This window comes from Flagellimonas sp. (assembly GCF_965215805.1).
Lineage (GTDB): Bacteria > Bacteroidota > Bacteroidia > Flavobacteriales > Flavobacteriaceae > Flagellimonas.
Window position 1 is genome coordinate 3,022,741 of the sequence record NZ_OZ244124.1, and the last position, 12,265, is coordinate 3,035,005.

The 12,265-nt window shown below is 42.7% G+C and carries 8 protein-coding genes; 2 read left to right on the forward strand and 6 right to left on the reverse strand.

The window, feature by feature from the left end:
- Positions 1 to 35: 35 nt before the first annotated feature.
- The 6 genes from ACOOE0_RS13355 to ACOOE0_RS13380 all read right to left on the reverse strand — a co-directional run bounded on the left by ACOOE0_RS13355 (position 36) and on the right by ACOOE0_RS13380 (position 7,335).
- Positions 36 to 1,742 carry a sodium:solute symporter gene (locus ACOOE0_RS13355; protein WP_420399401.1) on the reverse strand — a complete coding sequence of 569 codons (1,707 nt, stop codon included), beginning with the start codon at positions 1,740 to 1,742 and terminating at the stop codon, positions 36 to 38.
- Between the two features lie 109 nt (positions 1,743 to 1,851).
- On the reverse strand, positions 1,852 to 4,383 hold the full coding sequence (locus ACOOE0_RS13360) for a PIG-L family deacetylase (RefSeq protein WP_420399402.1): 2,532 nt from the start codon (positions 4,381 to 4,383) through the stop codon (positions 1,852 to 1,854).
- 105 nt (positions 4,384 to 4,488) lie between these two features.
- Positions 4,489 to 5,436, reverse strand: coding sequence for a septum formation inhibitor Maf (locus ACOOE0_RS13365; RefSeq protein WP_420399403.1), 948 nt, complete (start codon positions 5,434 to 5,436; stop codon positions 4,489 to 4,491).
- A gap of 34 nt (positions 5,437 to 5,470) precedes the next feature.
- The gene (locus ACOOE0_RS13370) at positions 5,471 to 6,070 is read right to left on the reverse strand and encodes a Maf family nucleotide pyrophosphatase (RefSeq protein ID WP_420399404.1); all 600 of its coding nucleotides are present in this window, start codon (positions 6,068 to 6,070) and stop codon (positions 5,471 to 5,473) included.
- A complete protein-coding gene (locus tag ACOOE0_RS13375) occupies positions 6,063 to 6,590 on the reverse strand; it encodes a KdsC family phosphatase (protein ID WP_420399405.1) in 528 nt (175 codons plus the stop codon). Before ACOOE0_RS13375 ends, ACOOE0_RS13370 begins: the two co-directional genes overlap by 8 nt.
- On the reverse strand, positions 6,574 to 7,335 hold the full coding sequence (locus ACOOE0_RS13380) for a Rossmann-like and DUF2520 domain-containing protein (RefSeq protein WP_420399406.1): 762 nt from the start codon (positions 7,333 to 7,335) through the stop codon (positions 6,574 to 6,576). Before ACOOE0_RS13380 ends, ACOOE0_RS13375 begins: the two co-directional genes overlap by 17 nt.
- A 153-nt stretch (positions 7,336 to 7,488) precedes the next feature.
- On the opposite strand from ACOOE0_RS13380, the gene ccsA reads away from it, so the two are divergent.
- Both ccsA and ACOOE0_RS13390 read left to right on the forward strand, forming a co-directional pair.
- Positions 7,489 to 10,665, forward strand: coding sequence for a cytochrome c biogenesis protein CcsA (gene ccsA / locus ACOOE0_RS13385; RefSeq protein WP_420399407.1), 3,177 nt, complete (start codon positions 7,489 to 7,491; stop codon positions 10,663 to 10,665).
- Positions 10,666 to 10,838: 173 nt separating this feature from the next.
- Positions 10,839 to 12,248 (forward strand): MATE family efflux transporter, encoded by a 1,410-nt coding sequence (locus ACOOE0_RS13390; RefSeq protein ID WP_420399408.1) that lies wholly within the window; start codon positions 10,839 to 10,841, stop codon positions 12,246 to 12,248.
- Positions 12,249 to 12,265 lie beyond the last annotated feature (17 nt).

The window sequence follows — 12,265 nt, forward strand, 5'->3', positions numbered from 1 at the left end:
CTTAAGATTTTGAACCCACGCTTGCGTGGGTTTTTTTATGTCTTGACTGGAGGTTTCCCCAATAAACCGTCAAAACTCTCTATGACCATTGCCAAGATAATGACCAAACCACAACCGAAGGCATTTAACCACAGATAGGACATCCAGTCCATATACCAACCGATAATTACTATGATTTGTGTTACAATAGCGGCAACAAAAACAGAATTACCCTTAACAAACTTCACAAAGAAGGCCAAAAGGAATATACCCAATACGTTCCCGTAGAAAATAGAGCCGATAATGTTTACCAATTGGATTAGATTGTCAAAAAGGTTGGCCACACAGGCAATGATAATAGCCATTATCCCCCATAGCAAAGTGAATCCTTTGGTGGCCCAAACGTAATGTTTGGCATCTTTTTCCTCCTTGTTGTTTCGTTTATACAGGTCCAAAGCTGTAATGGTACCCAAAGCATTCAATTCAGAAGCAGTGGAGGACATGGCCGCTGAAAGAATTACCGCCAGCAATAGCCCAATAAGCCCCGTGGGTAAATTATCCAGGATAAAATGGATAAAAACGTAATCCTTGTCGTTGGTTTCAACAGAATCATCGGCCTGGGCAATAAGGGTTTTGGCCGCATCCCGATTGGCTCGTTCCTGTTGGTTAATTTGCATGATATCCAACTCGGCCTGCTGAATGGCATTGTATTCCTTTAGTGCTAGGGCAGAGGAGAAGCTTTCTTGGGCTTTTTTCTTTTCTTGCTCCAAGGCCAAATGTCCCTCTTCCAACAGCTCATAATCAGCTGCATATTTTGACTCTTTTACCGCTTCTGTGGCCGCAGGGTTGAAATTAAGCGGGGAAGCATTGTACTGATAAAAAACAAAAACCATGGCTCCTACAAGCAGGATAAAAAATTGCATTGGAATCTTGAAGATACCGTTAAAAATCAGTCCTAATTGGCTTTCCCGAACCGACTCCCCGGATAGGTATCGCTGGACTTGGCTTTGATCTGTTCCAAAGTAAGCCAATGCCAGAAAGAATCCCCCCGTAATACCGCTCCAGAAGGTGTATCTATTGTTGGTATCCAAACTAAAATCCAAGATTTGGAGCTTGTTATTGGCGCCCGCAATTTTCAAAGCCTCACCAAAGGACACCCCGTTGGGGAGGGAACCTAAAATGAAAAAGAAAGCGAAGAACATGCCCACCATAATGATAAACATCTGTTGCTTCTGCGTAACGCTAACCGCTTTGGTTCCTCCCGTAACGGTATAGATAATTACAAGGATACCAATAATGATGTTTAGGGTCCTCAAGTCCCATCCCAATACAGCGGACAAGATGATGGAAGGTGCAAAAATGGTAATTCCTGCAGCCAAACCTCTTTGCACCAAGAACAAAATGGCGGTCAAAGACCTGGTTTTTAGGTCAAATCTACCTTCAAGCATTTCGTAAGCGGTATAGACCTTAAGTTTTCTATATATGGGAATAAAGACCAAACAAATGACGATCATGGCCAAAGGCAATCCAAAATAGAACTGTACAAAGCCCATCCCATCATGGAATGCTTGCCCAGGAGTGGATAAAAAGGTAATGGCACTTGCTTGGGTTGCCATAACGGACAATCCTATGGTCCACCATTTGGCATCATTTCCGCCAAGAACATAGTCTTCCACATTTTTACTTCCACGGGTTTTCCATACACCGTAGACTACAATAAAAAGCAGCGTACTGCCCAGAACAATCCAATCTAATATCCCCATTAAGGTTTAGGTATTAAGGGTCATGATGAAGTAGAAAATCAAAATGTAAATGAAGTTGAGCAGCAATACAATGGAGTATTCCCGTTTCCAAACCCATTTATTTTCCATGCTATCCTTTGACATTGCTATCCGTTTTGACTTCGCTCTTACCTATGGACAACATGTTGGCGAAAAGTTTGTAGGCACCTGAAACCCCTGCGGGGAGCTCCCGGAAAAAGCTCAAACCTGTGTATATGTAATGGCCTTCTCCGTAGGGGGCAACCAAGAGACTTCCTTCTTTGGCCTCCTCGCCCTCATCCGTCATGGAGAGCACGGGGGTGAACTCAGGACTCCACTCTTTTGGGAAGTAGAGACCTCTTTCCTGTACCCAGCCGTCAAAATCACTTTCTTTGATGGTATTTGGAAAATTGACCAAGGAATGATCATTGGCAATTATACTTACAGCGGCGTTTTCATCCGTAACCCGATCTCTTGAAAGAGTGAGGTCGTAAGGAGCAATGTTTTCAAACTGCTTGCTCCATCTACCTGCGGTGTTGTATTGAACAATCATGTTACCGCCATTTTGGACGTATTCAAATAAAATAGGTTGCTTAAATTTTAAGGACTCCACAACATTATAGGCCCTAATCCCAACAACAACCGCATCATATTTGTCCAACGACCCACTTTGAATGTCATTAGGGTCTATGGTATGGACTTGATAACCAATTTGCTTTAAGCTTTCCGGTACTTTGTCACCCGCTCCCATGATATAGCCGATATGCTCTCCTGATTTCTGGATGTTCATTCGGACGACCTTAGACTCCGATGGAAGTAAGATGGATTGCTTGGGAACATGGTCATATGCGATTTCAACCAGTTCCTTATCAAAAGTCTGGCCTTCAAGATGGGCTGCAGCCTTGATTTTTCCCTCATGGTCTCCAGCGGGAGGGGTTACTTTAAAAACAATAGCTTGTTCCTGTCCTTTTTGTTCTATGGAAAAGGAAGCATTTCTTGGAGAAACCATCCATCCTTCGGGATGTTGGAGCTCCAACGTTCCGGATACGTTATCTTTTCCGGCTCGCACGTGGACCAGGACATCTCTCGGTTTGGCGTCCGAGAAGATCAACACATCCTCAGAAATTTTTGAGGTCACCTGCGGTAGCACTGTAAAAGGCTCATACAACTCCCCTTTATCAGGTCTTGAATACCTATGGACAACCGGTTTTCTGAAATCGATGGTAGTTCCAGAGAAATCCAAAGTGAAATTGGCTGTAAAGGCACTTTGGTTTTCAGCTCTACCAATCGTACGTTGGTTTGAAACCTTATACATCCCAAGGCTCCAAGGAGTAGTTAACCAGTAGGGACTTGAATTTCCGAGATTTTCTTTGACCAAAATATCCAAGCTCAAGGTTTCCTTCTTGTTATTGCCCAATGCAAGATTGGGTTCCAATCTTTCGGTGGATTCCAGGATGGAAACTTCCTGAAGTGTGATTTGCTGGGCACTGCGGTTCACAATTTCAATATTGAGTTTGGCTTGATCTCCGATGGTGGTGGAACCTGAATCCGCACTCACTTCCATATACAATCCAGCACAGTCCAGGATAAGTTCCTTTAAGGCCTCGGATTTTAGATTTTTCCAGTGCTCATCGTCAACTGCTTGCAAAAGTTGGTACGCTTGTACCAATTCGGGAACGTGAACCGAGGGATTGGAGTAATTGAAGTTTTCCTCTATTTTATATAAGATGTCCCCAATGGCTTTGCCACCTTTTATGCGGGACCAAGTTGTATTGATGCCATCAAACAAATTATTGGAACCCGGAAGATCGCCCTTCAACAGTTCAACATATTCTTCTTGGGAACCCCTAATAGTGAGTCTGCCAAAACCTTGGCACAAATGGGAGCTACTGGACATGGCTGCAATCTCATTATTGGATAAACCAAGCTCGGGATAATAAACACCAGTATCCAACATTAGCATCTTTGACTTATCTGCTTTTTCAAAATTTTCACGGCTTCCATAAAACCACCATGAGGTATTAAAAAAAACGCGTTTGGGCTGCCAAGTGGACGTTAATTCCAATTGTTCGGGATAGGCATTCGCATCATTGGTCAAATCAAACGCTTCCACACTTAGCATAGCTGAGGAGGTGTGGTGCCCGTGCGTGGTTCCTGGGGTTCTATGGTCAAATCGATTGATGATTACATCTGGTTTAATATTCCGAATGGCCCAGACCACATCGCCCAACACTTTGTCTTTGTCCCAAATTCTATGGGTTTCTGTTGGATGTTTGGAGTATCCAAAATCGTTGGCCCTGGTAAACCACTGCTCACCACCATCAACCCGTCTGGCGGCCAACAATTCCTGGGTTCTAAGAACACCCAATAATTCACGAAGTTCGGAGCCAATAAGGTTTTGACCGCCATCGCCCCGAGTAAGGGACAAATAAACGGTGCGCGCTTTATCGTGATTGGACAAATAGGAAATCAGTCGGGTATTTTCATCATCAGGATGGGCCGCCACATAAAGGGCAGTTCCCAAAAAGTTCAGTTTCTGAAGTTTGTGATGAATTTCTGTTGAAGAAGGTTTATCCGGAGCTTGGGAAAATAAAGCTGTGGAAAAGCAAATGAAGCTTAATAAGCCAACCCAATATTTTTGCATACCTGATTATTTTGGTGGTTGCGCCAAATATAGAAAGATTAGCCCCAGCCTAAATGCAATTTAGAACATCTTTAACAAGCAATAAACCGCATAAAAATGGGTATTCTATAGACCTAAACTATCCCTTAAGACCATGTCATCATTACTGTTTTGTCCCCAATAAGCTGTTTTGATGGATTTTAACTTGGTGGCCTTGGTGGTCATCTGTTTGGCCTTGGGACCAAAACCACTTTTAAAGGTTTCCGTCCAACTTTCAACGCTATATGGAAAATCTGTGGTAAAAGTAATAGCCAAGCTACGTTCCAATTCTGGATAGTTGATAGTATAGGTGCTCAAGCCATCAACTTGTTTTATTTCGGCAGTTGCGTCATAGGCCTTTAAGGGTTTGTGACGCAGACGGGCAAATTCCAAGGAAGGGATGATTTTCAATTCGCCAGTGGGTAAATCTTTGGGGTTGATTCTGATCCTGTTCCAAATCTCGTTTTCCAGGATGTTTTTCTCTAAGTTGAGGTTTTGATCGGCCTCGGACTCAAAATAAGAGTGGGAGGTAAACTCAAAGTCATTCCTATTGTTAATTTGCGAATATACATGCCCGCACCATTCCTGCATGGAAAGACTGGTCTTGATCGCATGCTGATTATCATGTACAGGATAAAAAGTGCTGCTCATAACCGAATAGGGATAGATTCCAGTGAGATAGTTTTTGGTGGCATTGAGCTTCAGAACCGATACATTACCTTGATTATTGCCATCTGCTTTTACTTGCTTTTCCGGTAAAAAGGGTTCCGTAACATAAATAAGTACCGCGGTTCCGTCCCTAAGTTCCCCATATCGAGCCTGCTCCAGTTTGTACGAAGTTATTTCCGCATTGCCAGCATACCAATAGGATTTAAAATCTTCGGATAACTTCTTTTTAGGTTTTTTGGGTTTCACGACTGCTGTTTCCGCATTCACGGGATTTTCTTTATTGGACGCTTTGGTGGTGTCCACACAGGAATAGATGAATGCAGCACTCAAGATCCCTAAAAAAGCAAATTTGTACACGTTTTTCATGGCAGTAAATTTCTTTAAAGTTACGAATGTATACTTAGGAAACCAGTTGCATTAACGTTTTGTAAACTAAATGGGTAGGCAAGCCCACAACATTAGTATAGGAACCTTTGATTTCGGAGATTCCAACCATACCAATCCACTCTTGAATTCCATAAGCCCCGGCTTTGTCAAAGGGCTCGCATTGCTCTATGTAATAATGGAGTTCCTCATCGCTAAAATCCATGAACTTTACTTGGGTGGTAGCACTAACCACCTTTTGTTGTTTTGCTGTGGTAAAGCATACAGAAGTAATCACCTCATGCCAATCTCCAGACATGGTTTGCAACATGTGCAGGGCTTCTTTCTGGTTAGGTGCCTTGGCCAAGGACTTTTCCTTATGCCAAACCACAGTGTCCGAAGTGAGCACAATTTCATTGGGCTCCAAAGTACCCTGAAAAGGCTTCGCTTTCAAAACGGCCAAAAATTCCGAAATCTGACTGCCCTGCAGTTCTTCTGGATAAATTTCTTCCACCGATTTGGGCCTTACCTCAAAGTCCAATCCCAAGTCTTCCAAGAATTTCTTGCGTCTTGGGGAACCTGAACCCAATATCAATTTATGATCCTTGAGTTTTTCCTTAAGCGGGTTTTCAATCATTGCTAGCGCTGTAATTGTCGTTCCAATCCCCACGAACCTTTAATACCTGCTCAATGATATCCCGAACACAGCCGTCGCCACCATTTTTATGGGATACGTAGTCGGATATGGCTTTGACCTCCACTACGGCATTTTGGGGGGAAGTAGCCAAGGCAACCATTTTCATGGGCGGGATATCCGGAAGATCATCCCCCATATAAAGCACTGTATTTGGATCTATATCATAAATGTCGAGGAATTCTTCCAAAGGTTCTTGTTTGTGATGGGCTCCCATATAAATGTCGGTCACCCCCAAACCTTTGAGTCGTTCTTTAACGCCTGGATTAGTACCGCCGGAGATAACACATATCTTGTATCCCTTGGTCAATGCGGTCTTAAGTGCATAACCATCCTTGACATTCATTTTTCTTAGCATTTCCCCTTTGGAGGTCACGAGTACCGACCCATCCGTTAGAACTCCATCTACATCAAAAACAAAGGTGGAAATCTGATGGAGCAGTTCCTTATAGTTCTTTTTCATATTCGGTTTTTATGGCTTCACTCAATAAGCGATAGATTTCTTGTTCGGTGTGATCGCTCATCAAGCTTAAATGTTGGTTCATACTTTTTTCATCACCCCTACGCGCCGGGCCTGTTTGGGCTTCTTTGGGCGTTAGGGATATAATTTTATTTGACGTTTCTTGAATCAGAGGTTTTAGCAAATCAAATGAGATCTTGTTCCTTTTACAAATGGCTTCTCCAATTCCATAGAGGTAATTGGTAAAATTATTGGTGAATACTGCGGCAAGATGAAGTTGCCTGCGTTGTTCTGTGTTGATAAGAGAGACTTCGGTAGATATGGCCTGAGCCAAGTCTTGTAAAACCACTAAACTTCCTTCATTTTGAGCTTCCAGACAAATGGGAATGGAATCAAAATCCACGGATTTACCTTTGGTAAAGGTTTGCAAGGGATAGAAAACACCACGATTTTCAGCAGATAATACGTTCATTGGGGTAGCTCCAGAAGTGTGGGCCACAATCCCATTTTTGTCCAGCAAGTGACGGGAAATTTCCTCAATGGCTTGATCGCTCACTGCAATAAGGTAAACATCCGCCTTCGCAATGTCTTTGGGTTCGGAACATAGTTTGGTATAGCTGGAAAACCACTGCAGATTGCCTTGGTTCCTACCGTAAACCTGAATCAATTGAATGGAATCTGTTTTGCTAAAAGCTTGGCACAAATGCTGGGCCAAATTACCTGTTCCCAAAATCACAACGGAAATCATGGCACAAAAATAAGAATGTATTATATCGAAGCTGACAATAATCCAAATTTGTTAACATGTTCAGCGGATTTAGGGATTTCGATTTATGGGAATCTTGGGATATTTTGATTGGAAAATAGCTTAATTTTGCAAGCTAAAATCACGTCCTGTTAGATGATTGACCTCCTTAAAAAGACCCTCTTTTCCACTAAACTTATGGCTGTACTTTTTCTATTGTTTGCAGCAGCTATGGGCATTGGCACTTTTGTGGAAAGTTGGTATAGCACCGAAACCGCGCGAATTTACATCTACAACGCCACCTGGTTTGAAGCCATTATGGTGTTCTTTATGATCAATTTTATTGGGAATATTTTTCGTTACAAACTCCTCAGTTGGAAAAAATGGCCTGTCTTGATTTTGCACCTTTCATGGATTTTGATCATCCTTGGGGCTTTCGTTACACGGTACATTAGTTATGAAGGGGTAATGCCCATACGGGAGGGAGCTACGGAAAATCGTTTTTTTTCGGACAAGACTTATCTGACTGCATATGTAGATGGGGATATCAATGGGGAAACGAAGCGCAGGATTTTGGAGGATGACCTTTTGGTTACCGCAGAAGGTATGCGGTCAAGATTGCCATGGAAATCAGATTTCAATGGACAACCATTCACCATTTCTTATGTCAACTTCATTGATGGGGCCAAAGAAGGGCTGATTCCTGATGAGAATGGAAATCAATATTTGAAGCTAGTCGAGTCGGGAGATGGACAAAGGCATGAACACTATTTGGAAAGCGGGAAAGTAGCTAGTATTCATAATGTACTGTTTGCTTTGAACAACCCAACAGAGGGAGCTATTAATATTCATTCTGATGGGGAATCTTATCAAATAAATGCTCCTTTTGAAGGTCGATTTATGCGCATGGCAGACCAATTCCAAGGCGAAGTTGCAAAAGATAGTTTGCAGCAATTGCAACTGCGGTCGCTTTATACCATGGCAGGCATGCAATTTGTAATACCGGAACCTTTGGTCAGGGGAAGTTATGGTATTGTGGAGATGCCCAGGGAAGAGGTCACCAAGGAATCCTTGGATGCTTTGGTGGTTGCCATTACTGCCAATGGGGAAACGGTGGAAAAAACCCTATTGGGTGGCAAGGGGAGTTCTAACTTTTCAGATAAAATAAAGGTTGGAGGATTGGATTTTAGCCTTAGTTATGGTTCCAAGGTCTATGAACTTCCTTTTTCCATTAGGCTAAACGACTTTATTGCGGAAAAATATCCGGGAACCGAAACAGGATATGCCTCTTTTATGAGCAAGATTACTGTAAATGATCAACGTTCCTTTGACTATGACGTGTTTATGAATCATGTTCTAGATCACAAAGGATACCGTTTTTTCCAAGCCAGTTTCCATCCCGATGAGAAAGGAACCGTACTCTCGGTCAATCACGATTTTTGGGGTACTTGGATAACCTATGTCGGGTACTTTCTTCTCTACACAGGGCTAATGGGTATCATGTTCTTTGGTAAAACCCGATTTAGGGATTTAACGGCTTCTTTAAAAAAGGTATCGGAGAAAAAGAAATCACTAACCACCCTTATCGCCATTCTTTGCACCCTCACTGCATTTTCCCAGGAACATACTGCAGACGACGGCCACGACCATAGGACGATGCCTACACAAGCAGAGATTGATTCCATATTGCAAAGCACTGTTGTTTCTGAGGCGCATGCAGAGGCTTTTGGAAAATTGGTCATACAAGATGAGGGAGGACGGATGAAGCCTATCAATACATTTTCTTCTGAGCTGCTAAGGAAATTGAGCCTAAAGGACAAGTTTGGGAATATGAATTCCGATCAGGTATTTTTATCAATGATGCTCAATCCCCCCGCTTGGTACAATGCAGAGTTCATTGCAGTGGATAAAAAAGGAAAGAACGATAGTATTCGAAATGTACTGGGTATTCCCAAGGCTCAAAAATTTATCAAGGCAACCGACTTTTTTGATGACAGGGGTGTATACAAGTTAGGGCCGTTTTTAGATGAGGCAACCACTGCACTTAGTCCGAATAAATTTCAGCAGGATTTAAAAGACGCCAACATTCGACTGAGTCTTTTGGATCAAGCATTGAGCGGAAAAATCGTCAAAATATTTCCATTGTTGAATGATGAAAACAACAAATGGATTTCTGCGGTAGAGTATAGGGGAGGACAATATCATGTGTCGGATTCCTTATATGCCAATTTCATAAAAAATTCAATGCCTTACTATTTGGGCACGCTTAGAACGGCAATAGCCACGGGGGATTATTCCCAACCCAACAAACTATTGGAAGCCTTTAAACAAAATCAGAGAAATCATGGCCTAGAGGTACTTCCGAGCGAAAAAAGGATAGAGACTGAAGTTGTCTATAACAAATTGGACATTTTCAACCGATTGTACAAATATTATGGTATGATTGGACTGTTGCTGTTTGTTATTCTAATATGCCAAATTTTTAAGGATAGGGAGATTTGGAAAGCAGCTGCTTATGCACTCAAGGGAGTCATAGTCATTTTATTTATTTGGCATACGGCAGGCTTAATTCTTAGGTGGTATATATCGGGACACGCACCGTGGAGTGATGCGTATGAAAGCATGCTTTTTGTTGCTTGGGCTACCATGGGGATGGGAATGCTCTTCGTACGAAAAAGCATTTTGACCTTGTCCGCGGCAGCTTTTGTATGTGCAATGCTATTGTTTTTTGCGCATAGAAATTGGATAGACCCTACCATAGGCAATTTAGTTCCTGTGTTGGATAGTTATTGGTTAATGATCCATACCTCGGTAATTGTGGGTAGTTATGGTCCATTGACAGTGGGTATGATTTTGGGTGTTGTCTGCATGATATTGATTATTCTTACCACTAAAAAGAATAAACAACGGATGGAGCTGAATTTAAAGGAACTGACACTTATCAATGAAATTGTATTGACCGTTGGACTTGTAATGTTGACCATTGGAAACTTTTTGGGTGGTCAATGGGCCAATGAAAGTTGGGGGCGTTATTGGGGCTGGGATCCCAAGGAGACTTGGGCCTTGGTTTCCATAATGGTCTATGCCTTTGTCCTACATATGCGTTTGGTTCCTGGTTTGAGAGGCAGATGGACCTTTAATTTTGCAAGTATTGTTGCCTTTGCCAGTATTATGATGACCTATTTTGGAGTGAATTTTTATCTGGTGGGCTTACATAGCTATGCCAGCGGAGAACAGGTCATTACCCCAAGTTTTATCTGGTATACCGTACTGGGTGTGTTGATTTTGGGAGGTGTTAGCTTGTGGAGGTATAAAGTAAATTATGCCAAATAATTGGGGCACCCCTTTGTGCTTTCAAAAAAAATTGCATCTTTGCACCATCATGAAGTTATAGGAATTATGTACGCAATAGATGTCACATTGGCCTTTAGGCCGAAAATGTAACCGAAAATCTTCTTTCGGTTTAGTGACGTTTACCCTCTTTTTTTACTCATAATTCTTTTACAATGACTTATTCAAATAAATTATCACTTAAAAAATTTTTCAATTACTTCTGGATTGCTGTATCCGGAAAGGAAACTGAGTTTACTTCTGGAAGTATTCGCAAGGCCATCTTCATGCTTTCCATTCCTATGATATTGGAAATGCTGATGGAGTCCATTTTTGCCATTGTGGATATCGCCTATGTGTCACGGGTCAGCGTTAATGCTGTGGCTACCATCGGTCTAACGGAATCCGTGATTACCTTGATTTATGCTCTGGCTATTGGGTTGAGCATGGCCGCAACAGCCGTAGTGGCCCGCAGGATCGGGGAAAAAGACGTTCAAGGCGCAAGGGTGGCTGCCGTTCAGGCTATCGGTTTGGGGGTGCTGGTTTCCATTGTTTTGGGAATTGTGGGCATTTTGTGGGCAGAGGAAATCCTACAGTTGATGGGAGGAGAGCCGGACCTTATTGCCGAAGGCAGTGGATACACCAGATTCTTGATAGGAGGGAACATCACCATTATGTTGTTGTTCTTGATCAACGCTATTTTTAGGGGAGCAGGAGATGCGTCCATCGCCATGTGGACCCTAGTGTTGTCCAACGGACTCAATATAATCTTGGACCCCATTTTCATTTTTGGAATGGGACCAATTCCTGAGTATGGAGTTATGGGAGCTGCGATTGCTACCAACATTGGAAGAGGTTCTGCCGTTTTGTTTCAACTGGGAATTCTGTTCTTCGGATGGGGCAAGATCAAATTGGCCATGAAAGATTTGGTGGTCAATATCCAAGTTATGATCAACCTGATCAAAGTATCGCTAGGTGGAATTGCCCAATTCTTGATAGGTACCTCTAGCTGGGTTTTTCTTATGCGGATCATGTCCGAATTTGGAAGCGAGGTACTTGCTGGATATACCATTGCCATCAGGGTCATCATGTTTACCTTGATGCCTGCTTGGGGTATGAGCAACGCGGCGGCCACCTTGGTAGGCCAGAATCTAGGAGCGCAACAACCGGATAGAGCGGAAGTTTCAGTTTGGAAAACAGGAAAGTACAATGCCTATTTTATGGGCTTGGTGTCCTTGGTGTATTTGATATTTGCCAAGAACATTATTTCCCTGTTCAACGATACGCCCAGCGTGGTGGAAAGCGGCGCCCTTTGCCTACAGGTCATTGCCATTGGGTATGTGTTCTATGCCTATGGTATGGTGGTTACCCAAGCCTTTAATGGAGCAGGGGATACCAAGACACCAACCAAGATCAATTTCTTTTCCTTTTGGATGTTCCAATTGCCCATTGCCTACGTTACTGCCTTGGTATTGGACTGGGGCGCGGCTGGCGTTTTTGTGGCCATAACTGCGGCAGAAGTATTGCTGGCGGTAATGGCGGTAATCTGGTTCAAAAAAGGAAATTGGAAGAAGGTCCAAGTATGACCTGTTTCGTATCTTTA

Bases quoted from the DNA above. Each gene is read 5' to 3' on its own strand.
- ACOOE0_RS13370 (WP_420399404.1), bottom strand. From the start codon at position 6,070: ATGATTGAAAACCCGCTTAAGGAAAAACTCAAGGATCATAAATTGATA.
- ACOOE0_RS13360 (WP_420399402.1), bottom strand. From the start codon at position 4,383: ATGCAAAAATATTGGGTTGGCTTATTAAGCTTCATTTGCTTTTCCACA.
- ACOOE0_RS13365 (WP_420399403.1), bottom strand. From the start codon at position 5,436: ATGAAAAACGTGTACAAATTTGCTTTTTTAGGGATCTTGAGTGCTGCA.
- ACOOE0_RS13380 (WP_420399406.1), bottom strand. From the start codon at position 7,335: ATGATTTCCGTTGTGATTTTGGGAACAGGTAATTTGGCCCAGCATTTG.
- ACOOE0_RS13375 (WP_420399405.1), bottom strand. From the start codon at position 6,590: ATGAAAAAGAACTATAAGGAACTGCTCCATCAGATTTCCACCTTTGTT.
- ACOOE0_RS13390 (WP_420399408.1), top strand. From the start codon at position 10,839: ATGACTTATTCAAATAAATTATCACTTAAAAAATTTTTCAATTACTTC.
- ACOOE0_RS13355 (WP_420399401.1), bottom strand. From the start codon at position 1,742: ATGGGGATATTAGATTGGATTGTTCTGGGCAGTACGCTGCTTTTTATT.
- ccsA (WP_420399407.1), top strand. From the start codon at position 7,489: ATGATTGACCTCCTTAAAAAGACCCTCTTTTCCACTAAACTTATGGCT.